The organism is Cryobacterium algoritolerans, assembly GCF_004402785.1.
GTDB classification, from domain to species: domain Bacteria; phylum Actinomycetota; class Actinomycetes; order Actinomycetales; family Microbacteriaceae; genus Cryobacterium; species Cryobacterium algoritolerans.
In genome coordinates this window covers 1-14,771 of record NZ_SOFP01000074.1, presented here as the reverse complement: position 1 = coordinate 14,771, position 14,771 = coordinate 1, and the positions used below count along the sequence as shown (strand labels likewise).

Annotated in this window: 16 protein-coding genes; 9 read left to right on the top strand and 7 right to left on the bottom strand. The window is 70.4% G+C overall.

Annotation, left to right across the window (positions count from 1 at the left end; all coding sequences use genetic code 11):
* Positions 1 to 8 precede the first annotated feature (8 nt).
* Genes E3O19_RS15130 through E3O19_RS15120 form a run of 3 tightly spaced genes read right to left on the bottom strand, consistent with a single transcriptional unit; the run spans position 9 to position 3,626 of the window.
* A complete protein-coding gene (locus tag E3O19_RS15130; RefSeq protein ID WP_134568965.1) occupies positions 9 to 1,370 on the bottom strand; it encodes an aldehyde dehydrogenase family protein in 1,362 nt (453 codons plus the stop codon).
* Entirely contained in the window at positions 1,367 to 2,272 is a 906-nt protein-coding gene (locus E3O19_RS15125; RefSeq protein ID WP_134568963.1) for a gamma-glutamyl-gamma-aminobutyrate hydrolase family protein, read from the bottom strand. The genes E3O19_RS15130 and E3O19_RS15125 overlap by 4 nt, the downstream gene beginning before the upstream one ends.
* Positions 2,259 to 3,626, bottom strand: coding sequence for a glutamine synthetase family protein (locus tag E3O19_RS15120; protein WP_134568961.1), 1,368 nt, complete (start codon positions 3,624 to 3,626; stop codon positions 2,259 to 2,261). The genes E3O19_RS15125 and E3O19_RS15120 overlap by 14 nt, the downstream gene beginning before the upstream one ends.
* A gap of 218 nt (positions 3,627 to 3,844) precedes the next feature.
* Between E3O19_RS15120 and E3O19_RS15115 the strand changes: the two genes are divergently transcribed.
* From E3O19_RS15115 to E3O19_RS18470, 4 genes are read left to right on the top strand one after another with little or no spacing between them, the layout of a single operon-like run.
* Complete coding sequence (locus E3O19_RS15115) at positions 3,845 to 5,389, top strand: amino acid permease (RefSeq protein WP_134568959.1); 1,545 nt, start codon at positions 3,845 to 3,847, stop codon at positions 5,387 to 5,389.
* Between the two features lie 44 nt (positions 5,390 to 5,433).
* A complete protein-coding gene (locus E3O19_RS18480; RefSeq protein ID WP_241981413.1) occupies positions 5,434 to 5,583 on the top strand; it encodes a hypothetical protein in 150 nt (49 codons plus the stop codon).
* 36 nt (positions 5,584 to 5,619) lie between these two features.
* Positions 5,620 to 6,105 (top strand): alpha/beta fold hydrolase, encoded by a 486-nt coding sequence (locus tag E3O19_RS18475; protein ID WP_241981412.1) that lies wholly within the window; start codon positions 5,620 to 5,622, stop codon positions 6,103 to 6,105.
* Complete coding sequence (locus tag E3O19_RS18470; RefSeq protein ID WP_241981411.1) at positions 6,065 to 6,256, top strand: alpha/beta fold hydrolase; 192 nt, start codon at positions 6,065 to 6,067, stop codon at positions 6,254 to 6,256. The genes E3O19_RS18475 and E3O19_RS18470 overlap by 41 nt, the downstream gene beginning before the upstream one ends.
* 457 nt (positions 6,257 to 6,713) lie before the next feature.
* On the opposite strand, the gene E3O19_RS18465 is transcribed toward E3O19_RS18470, so the two are convergent.
* The 3 genes from E3O19_RS18465 to E3O19_RS15095 form a co-directional block, all read right to left on the bottom strand.
* A complete protein-coding gene (locus tag E3O19_RS18465; protein ID WP_420898628.1) occupies positions 6,714 to 7,085 on the bottom strand; it encodes a glycosyltransferase family A protein in 372 nt (123 codons plus the stop codon).
* 98 nt (positions 7,086 to 7,183) lie between these two features.
* Entirely contained in the window at positions 7,184 to 8,059 is an 876-nt protein-coding gene (locus E3O19_RS15100) for a fumarylacetoacetate hydrolase family protein (protein ID WP_241981409.1), read from the bottom strand.
* Between the two features lie 49 nt (positions 8,060 to 8,108).
* Positions 8,109 to 9,761, bottom strand: coding sequence for a DNA-3-methyladenine glycosylase 2 family protein (locus E3O19_RS15095; RefSeq protein WP_277613041.1), 1,653 nt, complete (start codon positions 9,759 to 9,761; stop codon positions 8,109 to 8,111).
* Positions 9,762 to 9,893: 132 nt separating this feature from the next.
* On the opposite strand from E3O19_RS15095, the gene E3O19_RS15090 reads away from it, so the two are divergent.
* The 3 genes from E3O19_RS15090 to E3O19_RS15075 all read left to right on the top strand — a co-directional run bounded on the left by E3O19_RS15090 (position 9,894) and on the right by E3O19_RS15075 (position 13,267).
* On the top strand, positions 9,894 to 11,288 hold the full coding sequence (locus E3O19_RS15090) for an FAD-binding oxidoreductase (protein WP_134568957.1): 1,395 nt from the start codon (positions 9,894 to 9,896) through the stop codon (positions 11,286 to 11,288).
* A gap of 39 nt (positions 11,289 to 11,327) precedes the next feature.
* Entirely contained in the window at positions 11,328 to 12,545 is a 1,218-nt protein-coding gene (locus E3O19_RS15085; RefSeq protein WP_134568955.1) for a PrsW family intramembrane metalloprotease, read from the top strand.
* Between the two features lie 350 nt (positions 12,546 to 12,895).
* The gene (locus E3O19_RS15075) at positions 12,896 to 13,267 is read left to right on the top strand and encodes an FKBP-type peptidyl-prolyl cis-trans isomerase (RefSeq protein WP_134568953.1); all 372 of its coding nucleotides are present in this window, start codon (positions 12,896 to 12,898) and stop codon (positions 13,265 to 13,267) included.
* A gap of 192 nt (positions 13,268 to 13,459) precedes the next feature.
* Here the strand turns inward: E3O19_RS15075 and E3O19_RS15070 are convergent, their stop codons facing one another.
* Positions 13,460 to 13,747, bottom strand: coding sequence for a DUF167 domain-containing protein (locus tag E3O19_RS15070; RefSeq protein ID WP_241981408.1), 288 nt, complete (start codon positions 13,745 to 13,747; stop codon positions 13,460 to 13,462).
* Positions 13,748 to 13,806: 59 nt separating this feature from the next.
* Here E3O19_RS15070 and E3O19_RS15065 point away from each other — a divergent pair, with 59 nt between their 5' ends.
* Entirely contained in the window at positions 13,807 to 14,229 is a 423-nt protein-coding gene (locus tag E3O19_RS15065; protein WP_134568951.1) for a hypothetical protein, read from the top strand.
* Positions 14,226 to 14,651: a YkvA family protein gene (locus tag E3O19_RS15060; protein WP_198413927.1), complete on the top strand. Its 426-nt coding sequence runs from the start codon at positions 14,226 to 14,228 to the stop codon at positions 14,649 to 14,651. The genes E3O19_RS15065 and E3O19_RS15060 overlap by 4 nt, the downstream gene beginning before the upstream one ends.
* The last annotated feature ends 120 nt before the right edge of the window (positions 14,652 to 14,771 follow it).

Below are 14,771 nucleotides of genomic sequence, written 5' to 3'. Positions count from 1 at the left end.
GGCGGGAATCAGTCGACGGCGATGAAAACGTTCTTGGTCTCGGTGAAATTGAGCGGGGCATCCGGGCCCAGTTCGCGGCCGAGGCCGGACTGCTTGAACCCGCCGAACGGGGTCGAGTAGCGCACCGACGAGTGCGAGTTGACCGAGAGGTTGCCGGATTCGACGGCACGGGCGACCCGGATGGCCCGGCCGACGTCACGGGTCCAGATCGAGCCGGAGAGCCCGTATTCGGTGTCGTTGGCCAGGCGCACGGCGTCGGCCTCGTCGTCGAAGGGGAGCACGGTGACGACCGGTCCGAAGATCTCCTCGGTGACGGTGCGGTCGGTCCGGGATGTCGGGGTGAGCACGGTCGGCGGGAACCAGAATCCCGGCCCGTCGGGCACGGAGCCTCGGAACGCAACTTGGGAGCCGTTCGGGACGAACGCCGTCACGGCAGCGAGGTGGCCGGCCGACACGAGCGGGCCCATCTCGGTGGCCGGATCGGCCGGGTCGCCGACCTGCACCCCGGCCACGGCCGGTTCCAGCAGCTCCATGAACCGGTCGTAGGCGCCGCGTTCGACCAGGATGCGGCTGCGAGCGCAGCAATCCTGGCCGGCGTTCTCGAACACGCCGTACGGCGCCGTCGCGGCGGCCTTCTCCAGGTCGGAGTCGGCGAAGATGATGTTGGCGCTCTTGCCGCCGAGTTCGAGGGTGACCCGCTTGACCTGCTCGGCGCAACCGGCCATGATCCGTTTGCCGACCGCGGTCGACCCGGTGAAGACGACCTTGCGCACGGCCGGATGGGTGACGAACCGTTCGCCGATCACCGACCCGCGTCCGGGAAGAACCTGGAACAAACCCTCGGGCAGGCCGGTCTCCACGGCCAGTTCGCCCAGGCGGATGCTGGACAGCGGAGTCCACTCGGCGGGCTTGAGCAGTACGGCGTTGCCGGCCGCGAGGGCCGGGGCGAAACCCCAGGCGGCGATCGTCATCGGGAAGTTCCACGGGGTGATGATCCCGACCACGCCGAGTGGTTCGTTGAACGTCACGTCGAGGCCGCCGGCCACCGGGATCTGCCGGCCGAACATCCGCTCGGGGGCCGCGGCGTAGTAGGAGAGCACGTCCCGCACGTGGCCGGCCTCCCAGCGGGCCTGGCCGATCGGATGCCCGGAGTTGGCCACCTCGATCCGGGCGAGGTTCTCCCGGTCGCCGTCCACCGCCTCCGCGAACCGGCGCAGGATGGCGGCCTTGTCGGCGGGGGCGACGGTCGCCCACCGCCTCTGCGCGTCCACCGCGCGGGCGACGGCCTCGTCGGTGGCAGCGAGGTCGAGGTGCTCGACCACGGCGACCTCGGTCTCGTCGGCCGGGTTGATGACGGTGTAGCTGCTCACGAGGGTTCCCTTCGGTCGTGCCGGGTCTGGTCGTGCCGGGTCTGGTCGTGCCGGGTCTGGTCGTGCTGGGTCTGGTCGTGCTGGGTCTGGTCGTGCTGGGTCTGGTTGTGCTGGGTCTGGTTGTGCTGGGTCTGGTTGTGCCGGGTCTGGTTGTGCCCGGTGCGGTACCGGTCTGCCGCCCGGACGAGCCCGGTGAACAGGCGCAGGTCGTCGGCCACCTGCTCCGGGTGCCATTGCACGGCCACCCCGAACGGCACGGCGGGGAGTTCGACGGCCTGGATCACGCCGTCGTCCGTGCGAGCGGTCACGACGAGGCCGTCGCCGAGCGCGTCGATCGACTGGTGGTGGTAGACCGGCACGCTGTGAGGCCCGGCCAGGGCGTCGAAGAGGGTGTGCAGGCGAGACTCCGGCTCGACCCGCACGTCGACGGTGTTGAACATGCCGCCGCCGGCCTGGTAGCCGCCGTGGCCGACCAGATCCGGCAGGTGCTGGTGCAGGGTTCCGCCGAGCGCCACGTTCAGCAGTTGGGCGCCACGGCAGATGCCGAGGAAGGGCAGTTCCCGGGCGATCGCCTGCCGGAGCAGCTCGTCCTCCCACGCGTCGCGGTCGGGCCGCGGCTCGTCGGTGGCCGGGTGGGCCGCCTGGCCGTAGCGCGCCGGGTCGACGTCCTTGCCGCCGGTGACGACGAGGCCGTCGAGGCTGTCGAGCACCCGGCCGACGGAGTCCGGGTCGGCCGGCTGCGGCGGCAGCAGCACGGCGATGCCGCCGGCCCGGATCACCGAGTCGAAGTAGACCCGGGGCAGGAACGCGGCCGGCACATCCCAGACTCCCGTGCTGGACTGCTCGAGATAGGTGGTCAGGCCGATCAGGGGGCGGACCGGGACCAGGTCAGAGACGCTCAAAGCCGCGCACCCGCTCCCAGTCGGTCACCGCCGCGTCGTACGCCGACAGCTCGACCCTCGCGTTGTTGAGGTAGTGGTCGACGACGTCGTCGCCGAACGCCTCCCTGGCCACGACGGACGTTGCGAACAGGGCGGTGGCCTCGCGCAGCGACGCCGGCACGCGCACCGCGTCACTGTCGTAGGCGTTGCCGACGAAGGCATCCGCCAGTTCCAGCTCGTTCTCGATGCCGTACAGGCCGGCCGCGATCAGGGCGCTGACGGCAAGGTACTGGTTGACGTCGCCGCCCGGCACCCGATTCTCCACCCGCATGCCGAGGCCTCGGCCCACCACCCGCAGGGCGCAGGTTCGGTTGTCGAAGCCCCAGGCGACCGCGGTCGGCGCGAAACTGCCCGCGACGTACCGTTTGTACGAGTTGATGTTGGGGGCGGAGAACAGAGTCAGCTCCCGCATCACGGCGAGCTGCCCGGCGATGAACTGGCGGAACATCCTCGACATCTCCCCGGGGGCGGCGGAGTCGGCAAAGACGGCGTCCCCGCCGGCGCCGCGGAGGCTGATGTGGATGTGGCAGCTGTTGCCCTCCCGCTCGTTGAACTTGGCCATGAAGGTCAGGCTCTTGCCGTGCGCGCCGGCGATCTCCTTGGCACCATTCTTGTAGATCGAGTGGTTGTCGCAGGTCTCCAGGGCGGTGGCGTAGCGGAAGGCGATCTCCTGCTGGCCGAGATTGCACTCTCCCTTGACGCCCTCGCAGTACATTCCGGCGCCGTCCATGGCGTTGCGGATGTCGCGCAGCAGCGGTTCCATCCGGGTGGAGGCGAGCAGCGCGTAGTCGATGTTGTAGTCGCTCGCGGGGGTCAGATCGCGGTAGCCCTTCTTCCATGCCTCCCGGAAGCCGTCGTCGAAGACCATGAACTCCAATTCGGTGCCGACGAACGGGACCAGGCCGCGGTCGGCGAGCCGGGCGAGCTGGGCCTTGAGGATCTGGCGCGGCGAGGCGACCACGGGCGAGTCGTCAAGCCAGCGCAGGTCGGCGGTGACGAGGGCGGTACCCGGCAGCCACGGGGCGCGGCGCAGGGTGGCGAGGTCGGGGATCATGGCCATGTCGCCGTAGCCGTGTGCCCAACTGGACATGGCGTAGCCGTCGACCGTGTTCATCTCCACGTCGACGGCGAGCAGGTAGTTGCAGCACTCGGCGCCGTGCTTGGCGACGTCCTCGAGGAAGAGCCGGGCGGAGACCCGCTTGCCGACCAGCCGGCCCTGCATGTCGGTGAAGGCAACGATGACCGTGTCGATCTCGCCGACGCCGACCAGCCCGGCCAGGTCTTCCAGTGACAGATTTCCGGTGCGGGGTGTCATGAGCTTCTCCTCGATGAGCCGGTCAAATGGTGAACTTGTCGACCATTAGAACACAGAACACCCGATCGAGGCGCGCGAATTTTGCTACATCCGTTGAGAAGCAATCTTCTAAAGGTATGTACACGCGACCATTGGGGTTCTATAGTCGTGCCAAGAAAACTGACGGCGTTGTTCGGTCCCCGTGGGGCGCGCGCAACCAGAGCGTAAAGGAAACCAGGATGTCCAAAGACACCTTGAACGTCTCGGGCGTGCAGTACACGACGGCGGAGGCAGGGTACTTCGAGAAACGCGGGCTCAGACGCAGCGCGGGCATCTGGGGGCTCTGGGGACTCGCCGTCGCGGCGGTCATCTCCGGAGACTTCTCCGGCTGGAACTTCGGCATCGACTTCGCCGGCTTCGGCGGCATGCTGATCGCCTTCGCCCTGCTGATCGTGATGTATTACGGCATGATCTTCAGCATCGGCGAGATGGCCTCGGCGATGCCGCACACCGGTGGGGCCTACTCGTTCGCCCGGGCAGCGATGGGGCCGTGGGGCGGCTTCGTCACCGGCCTCGCCGAGACGATCGAGTACGTGGCGACCACGGCCGTGATCGTCTACTTCTCCGCCTCCTACGCCGACGGGATCACCAGCGAGCTGCTCGGGTTCTCCCTGCCGGCCTGGGTCTGGTGGGTCATCCTCTACGCCGTGTTCATCGCGCTGAACGCGGCCGGGGCCGCAATCTCGTTCCGGTTCGCGATCGTCGTCTCGATCATCTCGATCGCCATCCTGCTCGTGTTCTCGGCGATGGCGATCTTCTCCGGGCTGTTCAGCGTCGACAAACTCTTCGACATCGCCCCGGATGCCGGCCAGACCACGTTCCTGCCGCACGGCGTGATCCCCATCCTCTTCGCCTTGCCCTACGCCATGTGGTTCTTCCTCGGCATCGAGGAGCTGCCCCTGGCCGCCGAGGAATCGCACAATCCGGTGCGTGACATCCCTCGGGCCGGGCTCATCGCCCGCACCACCCTCATCATCACCGGCCTGCTCGTGCTGTTCCTCAACACGGGGATCGTCGGGGCCGGCAGCATCGCGACCGCCGGCGAGCCTCTCCTCGACGGCTTCCGCGCGATCGTGGGCGACGGGGCGGCCGCGGTTCTGGCCCTGTTCGCGCTCGTCGGGCTGCTTGCCTCCCTGCAGGGCATCATGTTCGCCTACGGACGCAACATGTACTCCTTGTCCCGGGCCGGTTACTATCCCAAGTTCCTGTCCCTGACCGGCAAACGGCAAACCCCCGCGGTTGCGCTCCTGGTCGGGGCGGTGTTCGGGTTCGTCGCCCTCCTGCTGGTAGACGCGCTCGGCGGTGCGACCGGCGTCGCCGGGGCGATCGTGCTGAACATCGCCGTCTGGGGCGCGGTGATCGCCTACGTGCTGCAGATGACGTCGTTCGTGATCCTGCGACGCAAGTTCCCGAAGGCCAGCCGGCCCTACCGCAGCCCCTGGGGCGTGCCAGGGGCGGTGATCGCCGGCATCCTCTCGCTCGCGATCTTCTTCGGCTTCTTCATCAACGAGCCGGCCCGGCCGGCGATCGCGGCGATCGCCGTGGTCTACGTGGTCATGCTGCTCATCTTCGCGCTCTACGGGCGTACCCGCCTCGTGCTCTCCCCGGAAGAGGAGTACGCGGTGTCCGGCGGGCTGCACGGCGACCCGCAGAAGGAAGGCTACGGCGGCGCCGTCGAGGAGGAGATCCTGGCCCTGGACGGCCGGGACGAGCCCCGCACCTGAGCCGCACCTCGCGGGGGCAATCGCGGGAGCGCTACTCTGACGCCATGTCCACACGGTCCCGTCGGCACACGGTCGATCCGGACGTCGATCCGGACGTCGATCCGGACGTCGAACCGATCGATCCGGCCGCCGATCCGGATCGCGCCCTCGCCGACAGGGACTGGACGTTGCTGCCGCCGGGGAGCCGGGCCTGACGATTCCCGGCTCCGAGTGGTGCGCTCGCGGCCTTAGTGATCGGCGAGGCTGAGCAGTCGCGGGTCGTGCTCGTGCCCGGCGCCGCCGAACCGTTCGGCTACGACCTCTTCGTCGCCGACCTGATCGCGTTCCTGTCGAAGGGGTCATCGCCGGCCCATGTGCTCGGTTACTCGTTTGCTGGCATCGTCGCCGAAATCGCGCTCACCGAACGCCCCGACCTGTTCGCCTCACTGACGCTGCTCGGCGCGCCGCCGCAACCGGGTCAGGTTTTCCGCCGGGTGCGCTGGATCGGCCCGCTGAGCTGGCTGAACCCGGCCCACGGGATCGCCTCGCTGCTGATCCGGGGGTTACTCAGCAACCGCAACCACGTGCCACCGGGCCGTCTCGCGCTCGTGCGGGGCCGGTTCGACAGCACGAGCCGCACGGAGCGTCGACGACGTCGTCGACCTGATGAAACGCGCGCCCGACCTGCGGCGGCAGTTGCTGCTCTCACCGATCCCGATCCTGGTCGCGGTCGGTGAGCACGATCTCTGGCCGATCCGGCTGCACCGGGACTTCGCCAACAGGATCGGCGCGGTGCTGCGGGTCTACCCCACCGGTCACAGCCCCTGTGAGACCACCCCGCACCAGCTGGCCCGGGACATGCTCGCCCTTTACCAGGGCCGGCTGTGACCCACGGACGCCTCGGCCTGCGCCTCGCGAAGTGTCGGCCGACGTCGGGCCGGTCTCCGCTATGCCGGTTCGTGGCTCGGTTCCCCTGCCCCCTCCGGCCGCCGGGGCGGCGGCAGGCTCCGGCGCGCCACGCGCGTCGTTCGACCCGAATCCGCCACGGCGAGGCGGCCGGCCCGTGCAGGGCGAGGGTGCGGTACGCCCACACCAGCCGGCGCCGAAGGCAGGCCCAGCTCTGGAACGGCCGGGCCGAGATGCCCACCCTCAGGGTGTGCCGGTCGGCGACCGTGATCGAGGGCCTCAGGTGGAGGCTGAGGTCGAGGTCGTCGTGGATGTCTCCCCGGTCCCGGCGCACCCGCCCGCGCACCTCGAGCCAGGCCGCCCGCCGCATCGCGAAGTTGGAGCCGAAGACCGGTCGTCCGGTAAGCCACAGTCCGATCGCCCAGAAGTAGCCGCCGATCTAGAGGACCCTGCCGAGCCTGGCCACGGTCGGCGAGCAATCATAGAAATCACCCGGGCCGGTGATGATGTCCACCTCGGGGGATTCCGACAGGGTTGCGTCGATCCGCGCGAGCCAGTCGGCCGGGGGAATCGAGTCCGCGTCAAGCCGGGCGATCACCTCGCTGCTTGCCGCGTCGAAACCGGTTGCCGCGGCAGGCCAGATCCCCGGGCTGGGCGCCGGGACGACGCGGGCGCCGGCGGCGCGGGCCCCGGCGGCCGACGCGTCCGTGCTCCTGTTGTCGACGACGATGACCTCATCGGCGAGGCGGGTCTGGGCCGCCAGCGCGGCGAGACAGACCACCAGGAAGTCGGCGTCGTTGCAGCACGGGATGACGACGGAGATCGTGGACAGCTCTCGCCTCTCCGCCCCAACCGGCTCCTGGAGCCGAGCCTACGCTGGCGCCGCCCATCCGGCCGGGCCTGCCCGGTTCAGAGTGCGCGACAGTGGGTGGTCAGGAAGCCGATCTTGTCGATCGTCACGGTGACGGTCGACCCGTCCTTCAGGAACACCGGGGGTTTGCGGCTGTAGCCCGCGCCGCCCGGGCTGCCGGTGGAGATGAGGGTGCCAGGGAGCAGTGTCGACGTCTGCGACAGGTAGGCGATGATCTCGGCCACCGTGCGCACCATGTCGCCGCTCGAGGCGTCCTGCAGGACGCGGCCGTCGACGTGGGTGGTCAGCCGCAGATCCTGCGGATCGCCGATCTCGTCGGCGGTGACAACCACCGGGCCGGTCGGCGTGAAGCCGTCAAAGGACTTGCAGCGCGACCACTGCGCCTCGGAGAACTGCAGGTCGCGGGCGGTGATGTCATTGACGACCGTGTAGCCGAAGACGTAGTCGAGGGCGTCCTGCACCGACACGTTCCGGGCCGCGCGCCCAATGAGGACCCCGACCTCCGCCTCGTAGTCGACCTGTGTGGTCAGGTCGGTCGCCCAGGTGATCGTCGACTCGTGGCCGGTGAGCGAGTTGGGCCAGAGCGAGAACACGGTCGCCGCCGACTCGGCGCGGAGTTTCAGCTCGGAGGAGTGGGCCGCGTAGTTGGCGCCGATCGCAATGATCTGCGGCGGGCGCAGCACTGCGGAGGAGTGCCGCAGCTTGTCCAGCGGGGTGAGGGTGGCGCCGTGGGACACGGCGTTCAGGGCCAGGGCGCGCACCCGGTCATACTCCTCGTCGCCCTTCTCGATCAGCTCTTGAAGGTCGCGCGGCGCGTCGTCCATGGTCTCGTCGAGGAACACCGCCGAGTCGTCGAAAACCGCGGCGAGACGGGGGGTGGACTGGCCATCAACTCTGAGGTGCGCGAATTTCACCTGTTCAGGCTATCGGCCGCCGGAGAGCTTTGCCTGTGGCCGCTGCCGATCACGCCGGTTCCGACCGGGATACGGCGGCCGTGCCGGCTGCACGCCACAGGTGCATGCCCGCGTAGCTGCGCCACGGGGCCCAGCCGGCACCGTGCGCGGCGAGCCGTTTCGCATCCGCGGGCAGGGACAGCCGTGCGGCCCCCTGCCGGAGCGCCAGGTCGCTGGTGAGCAGGATGTCGGGGCTGCCGAGCACCCGCATGGCCACGTAGCCGGCCGTCCACGGGCCGATCCCGGCCAGCGCGACAAGGCTCGACTCCAGCGTCTGCCTGGCCTGGCCGTAGGAGAGCACGAGGTCGCCGGAGGCGAGGGCCTCGGCGACGCGGATGACCGTGTCGATCCGGGCGGCGGGTCCGCGCAGTACGTCGCGGCCGTCGGCCGCGATCCGGGCGGCGGTCGGGAACAGCCGGGTCAGCCCGGGGGTGGCGCCGGCGTCCGGGAGCAGGTCGCCGAGCGCCTCGGCGAGGCGGGAGAGCGCCGTGCGGGCGGCCGCCACCGAGACCTGCTGGCCGAGGAGGGCGCGGAACAGGGTCTCCTCCGGGTCCACGCTGCCGGGCAGTCGGATGCCGGGGGTGCCGGCGACCGAGGCGGCCAGCAGCGGGTCGGCCGCAAGGGCCAGATCGATCGCCTGGGCGTCAGCGTCGAGGTCGAGCAGGCGGCGCACCCGGCTGACCAGCGGGGCGAGGTCAGCGAGGCTGGTCAGCCGGGCGACGCAGCTGACGAGCGGGGCGGTCGGGGTACCGGCCAGGGAAAGCTGGACCGCGGCGAAGCCGGTCGGCAGGCGGAGTGTGCGCGAATAGGAGTCGGCCGTGGCTGCCTCGACGCCGGGGATCGCGCGCACGCCGAGGAAGCCGAGCACGCCGCGACCGTCGAACGGGGCCCGGGCCGGGAGCTGCAGGGTGACCGTCGTGCCCATCTCCGGTTCGCCGGCCGGCTCGTCGCGGTGTTCGGCGCCGTCCCGGTTCGCGTTGCCGGGCCGGGCGGCCGCCTGCATCGTGCTGCGCAGCTCGGACGGTGTGCGTTCGTACACGGCGGCTATGGTGTCCTTGAACTGGCGGATGCTGCCGAAACCGGCGGCGAAGGCGACCTCGCTGATCGGCAGTGCCGTGCCGAGCAGCAGCCGGGCGGTCTGCGCCCGGTGCGCCCGGGCGAGTGCGAGCGGGCCGGCCCCGAGCTCGTCGACGAGCACCCGGGTGAGGTGCCGTTCGCTGTAACCGAGCCGTGCGGCCAGCCCGGTCACGCCCCCTCGCTCGACCGCGCCGTCGGCGATGAGCCGCATCGCCCTGGCGGCCAGGTCGTCACGGATGTTCCAGTCCGGCGAGCCGGGGACGGCATCCGGCAGGCAGCGTTTGCAGGCGCGCAGGCCGGCCTCGTGGGCGGCGGCGCTGGTGAGGTAGAACGACACGTTCGAGGGCTTCGGGGTGACTGCCGGACAGCTCGGCCGGCAGTAGATGCCGGTGGAATGCACGCCGGTGATGAATTGACCGTCGAACCGGGAATCCCGGGAGGACATGGCGCGGTACCGTTCGGTGAAGACCGGGTCGGCCGCGCCGGATCCTGTCCCGGCTCTGGCCCCTCTTCTGGGTGTCGTGGTCGGGGCGCTGGGTGTCGTCTGCTGGCGGGGGGCAGGATGGGTGAGTTCGGACGATTCCACCTTCAGAGCCTGACAGATCAGGGGCAGACCCGATAGCGGGAATCGGACATGGCCGCACCCCGGGGTTCGTCCCTGCAGGCGCCGGGGCGTCGGCGGAGTGCACGTGCACCGGCTGGCCGGTACTCTGGCGGCATGACCGCGTTGGAGCGACTCCAGGCCGAACTGGGCACGATTGTGAGTGTGGACCCGGCGGAACTCACGGCCGCGCGCGCCGACAGGTCCGGCTGGGTGGCCGCCGGGCTGCCGCTGGCCGTGGTCAGGGCCGGCACGGTCGAGCACGTGCAGACGACGCTGCGGATCGCCTCGGAGTGGCGCGTCCCCGTGGTCACCCGCGGTGCCGGGACCGGCCTGGCCGGGGGTGCCTGCGGAACCGACGGGTCGATCGTGCTCAGCGTCGCGGGAATGAACCGCATCCTCGAGATCCGGCCCGAGGACGAGCTCGCGGTGGTCGAGCCCGGGGTGATCAACCAGCACCTCAACGATGCTCTCCTCGAACACGGCCTCTGGTTCGCCCCCGACCCGGCCAGCAAGGACATCTCCTCCGTCGGCGGCAACATTGCGACGAACGCCGGTGGGCTGCTCTGCGCGAAGTACGGCGTGACGCGGGAGGCGGTGCTCGGACTCACCGTCGTGCTCGCCGACGGGAGCCTGCTCCGCACCGGGCGTCGCACCGTGAAGGGAGTCACCGGCTACGACCTGACCGCGCTGCTCACCGGCTCGGAGGGCACCCTGGGCGTGATCGTCGAGGCGGTCGTGCGCGCCAGGGCTATCACGGCGGGGGAGACGGTGACGATCGGCGCGATATTCACCGATGTCGGCCGGGCCGCAGCGGCATCCGCTCTCGTCACGGCGGCCCGGATCCGCCCGGCCGTGATGGAACTGATCGACCCCGTCGCCCTCGCGTTGATCGCGGCGCACCTCGGGCCCGCGGCGTCGGCCGGGCTCCCGCTCGGCCGGGGCGCGTTCCTGCTGTTGCAGACGGATGGGCCGGCCGCCCGGGAGGAGGCCGAGCAGGCCGTGGCCGTGCTCCGCGCTGCCGGCGGCCAGGCACGGATGTCCACGGATGCCGCTTCGGCCGAGCGCCTGCTCGACGTGCGGCGAGCCGCGCACCCCGCCTTGGCCGCCCACGGACAGGTGCTGATCGAGGACGTCTGCGTGCCCCGGTCCCGGATGAAGGAGATGTTCGACCGGATCGCCGAGATCAGCGCGCACTCCGGAGTGCCGATCCCGACCGTCGCACACGCTGGAGACGGCAACCTGCATCCGAACTTCATCATCCCCGTCGACCGGTTCCGCGGCCCAGATGAGCAGGTGGTTCCCGAGCCGATCTGGGCAGCGGCCGGCGAACTGTTCCGGGCCGCGCTCGACCTTGGCGGTACCCTCACCGGGGAGCACGGGGTCGGTGTTCTCAAACGGCGCTGGCTGGCCGAGGAGCTCGGCGACACGAGCTTCACAATGCAACGACGGATCAAGACCGTATTCGACCCGCTGGGCATCCTGAACCCCGGGACCATGTTCGCCTCCTGACCGGCGCGGAATACGGCGGCCCTCAGTAATGTGTTGCGCATGACCTTCGACATCCCGGTGCCCGAACCCGACCCGGTCGCCCCCGAGGTGAGCCCGGCGCGTCACCCGGTGCGGCAGGTCTGGACCACCCCGGTGCGCGGCCGCAGCGGTGCCGCGGTCGCGCTCGCGATCATCGGGATCGTCGTCGCCGGTGCGGCGCTGCTGCTCGTCCTGGTCTACCTCTCCACCTTCCTCGGCCCTGGTGCGTTGCTCATCTGCCTCGCGCTGGCGCTCGTACCGCTCGGCGTGATCATGCTCGCGGTGCGTTGGATCGACCGGTGGGAGCCGGAGCCACGGCCGGCGCTCTGGTTCGCGCTGCTCTGGGGCGCCGGGGTATCGGTCGTCTCGGCCCTCGTCTTCGACCTCGGGGTGAAGCTGGCCCTGGCCGCCACCGGCGCGGCCGCGACCGGCGACGGCACCGACTTCCTCACCGGTGTGATCCAGGCGCCGATCGTCGAGGAGACGGCGAAGGGCGCCGGCATCCTGTTGTTGTTCTGGGCGATGCGACGCCGGTTCGACGGCCCGGTCGACGGCGTGGTCTACGCCGCCACGATCGCGGCGGGCTTCGCCTTCTCGGAGAACATCCAGTACTTCGGGGTCGCGATGATCGAAGGCGGAGCCGAGACCCTCGGCTTCACGTTCCTGGTGCGCGGCGTGCTCTCCCCGTTCGCCCACGTCATGTTCACGGCGTGCACGGGGATTGCGTTCGGGCTGGCGGTCCGCCGCCGGGCGGCGGGCGCGGTCGGCACCGTGATGCTGGGGCTCGTCTGCGCCGTGGCGCTGCACGCGCTCTGGAACGGCGCGTTCTACCTGTTGGTCGGCGACACGAGCCTGATCTCGTACTATCTGTTCGTGCAGGTCCCCCTCTTCATCGCGGCCGTGGTGGTCGTGGTCCTGCTGCGGCGGCAGGAGGAGCGGATCACGAAGCGCCGCCTGATGGAGTACGCGGCGGCCGGCTGGTTTTCCACCGCGGAGGTGGAGATGCTGGCCACCCCTCGGGGGCGGCGGCAGGCCCGCGGCTGGGCGGCGGGCCAGCCCCGGGACCGGCGGGCGGGGATGAACGATTTCATCACGGATGCCACCCGCCTCGCCTTCGCCCGCCAACGGATGTTGGGCGGTCGCGCCGGCAACGTCGACCGGGCGGACGAGGCGCAGCTGCTGGCGTTGGTGCAGCATGATCGCGCCGCGGTGGTCGGCGACGCCGGCCCGGTGCGCTGACCTGGGGCAGGAGGCATCCCCGGCGCGCTGACCGCTGACCTGGGGCAGGAGGCATCCCCGGCGCGCTGACCTGGGGCAGGAGGCATCCCCGGCAGGCGGTCGCCCGGCACACGGTCGCCCGGCACACGGTCGCCCGGCACACGGTCGCCCGGCACACGGTCGCCCGGCACACGGTCGCCCGGCACACGGTCGCCCGGCAGTCAAAGAACTCGCCGCCCGGTGGTGTGGCGATGCCGACGACTCTCCCGGTGCGGCGAGTTACTGATCTCATAGTGCGCCTTCCGGCCCCGTTCGCGCAAGGGGTAATTTTGCGGTGTGCGATCGGGGGCAGGATCGGGTTGGATGGGACCATGACTGATCTGAACTCCAAGCCCGAACTCGATGCGCCGGAGGGCCCAGCGCCCGAGGCCCTCACCGTTACCGACATCGTGGTTGGCGAGGGCGCCGAGGCAACCCCCGGTGCCACCGTCGACGTGCACTACCTGGGCGTCGAGTACGATACCGGGGACGAATTCGACTCGTCGTGGAACCGCGGCCAGTCGATCAACTTCCCGCTTGGCTCCCTGATCGCCGGCTGGCAGCAGGGCATCCCCGGGATGAAGGTCGGCGGGCGTCGCAAGCTCGTCGTGCCGCCGCACCTGGCTTACGGCCCGGCGGGCGGCGGCCACCGCCTCTCCGGCCAGACCCTGATCTTCGTGATCGACCTGCTCGGAGTCAGCTAGGCCTCGACCACCGGTCTCGACCTGCACGACCACCGCGACCCCGTGTGTCGGTGGTCGTGCAGGTCGAGCCTGTCGGTGGTCGTGCAGGTCGAGCATGTCGGTGGTCGTGCAGGTCGAGCTGTGGGGGCGCTTCGCGCCTGGGTGGGGGCCAAAGCATCGGCTTTCTTGGGAGACCAGGTTGCTGGCGCGGCGTCAGGTCTCGTGTTCAATGCGCACGTGCTTGATTCTCGAGGTGTGGCCGCGCACGATGCTCACGGCGCCCCGCGGAACCCCGAAGTGCTTCGCGAGTAGCTTCACCAGCGCGTCGTTCGCGGCACCCTCGACCGCCCGCTGCTGCAGGTAGACCGTGAGGGCGGCATCCGCCGGCGGACCGTTCGCCCTGCCGCCGGGCCCGGCATCCCTCGGATCGTCCACGGTGACCAGCGGGCCCTTGCGGCTGCCTGGTTTCACGTGCACTGTGAGGTTCACCGTACGGGTCACGCAGGTCCTCCCTGAAGAATGGTTACCCAGACAACGCTAGTGGGCGGAGATAATGGCTCATGATCTCAATCGACTGCGCGCGCGCCCTGGCCGACGCCGGGGTGCGCTGGCGCCCGGTCTCCGGCGATGCGTTCCGGATCGAACGGTCCGGCTTCGAGAACGACGTCTTCACGGTAAGTGACATGACCATCGAGCCACACGAGTTCGACACGGGCACGATCCTCGGCTTCAACGGCACCACCGAGTGGGCCCTCGATTCGCTGGCCCTGGAGGACGCGCTCTGGCTGCCGCGCGAGGACCAGTTGCGTGGGTTGCTCCGCAGTACCTTCCGCTCACTCACCCGGCTCGGAGAGGACAGCTACCGGGTGCGCGTCGAGCTGGCCGGCACCGACGAGAGCCATGACGCGGCAGACCCGGCGGATGCCTACGCGCTGGCGCTGCTGCGGCTGATCCGGCTCTCAAGCGACGACCTGGTCTCGTGACCGTGCCCGGCCCGGACTGGTGGGCGGTCGTGCTCGGCATCGCCGGTGGGGTCCTGCTCCTGTGGCTGCTGTTGGTCTGCCTGCTCTGGTGGGCGGCCGGCAAGCAGTCCGACCCAACCCGGCTGCGAGACGCCCTACGCCTGATCCCCGACGTGGTGCGACTGATCAGGCGCCTGGCCGCCGACCGGACCGTTCCGACGGTCGTGCGGGTCTGGCTGGTCGTGCTCCTGGGCTATCTCCTCTCACCGATCGACCTGGTGCCGGATTTCATTCCGGTGCTGCTGGGCTACGCGGACGACGCGATCATCGTCGCCGTCGTGCTGCGGTTCGTCACCCGGCGCGCGGGCGTGGAGGCTCTCGAGCGGCACTGGCCCGGAACCCCGCAGGGGCTGGCGGCGCTGCGTACCCTGGCCGGGCTCTGACCGGGGGCCGCCGAGGCCGCGGTTGCGGCAATGGCGGCCCGTCGCCGCGTCGGTTTCGGCAGGCCGCGCCCGCGGACGCGGTTGCGGCCTGCCGAAACCCGTGCGGGCTGGACGGGACGG

Coding starts and splice junctions, on each gene's coding strand:
- E3O19_RS15065 (WP_134568951.1), top strand. CDS start 13,807: ATGATCTCAATCGACTGCGCGCGCGCCCTGGCCGACGCCGGGGTGCGC.
- E3O19_RS15090 (WP_134568957.1), top strand. CDS start 9,894: ATGACCGCGTTGGAGCGACTCCAGGCCGAACTGGGCACGATTGTGAGT.
- E3O19_RS15120 (WP_134568961.1), bottom strand. CDS start 3,626: ATGACACCCCGCACCGGAAATCTGTCACTGGAAGACCTGGCCGGGCTG.
- E3O19_RS15115 (WP_134568959.1), top strand. CDS start 3,845: ATGTCCAAAGACACCTTGAACGTCTCGGGCGTGCAGTACACGACGGCG.
- E3O19_RS18480 (WP_241981413.1), top strand. CDS start 5,434: ATGTCCACACGGTCCCGTCGGCACACGGTCGATCCGGACGTCGATCCG.
- E3O19_RS15075 (WP_134568953.1), top strand. CDS start 12,896: ATGACTGATCTGAACTCCAAGCCCGAACTCGATGCGCCGGAGGGCCCA.
- E3O19_RS15085 (WP_134568955.1), top strand. CDS start 11,328: ATGACCTTCGACATCCCGGTGCCCGAACCCGACCCGGTCGCCCCCGAG.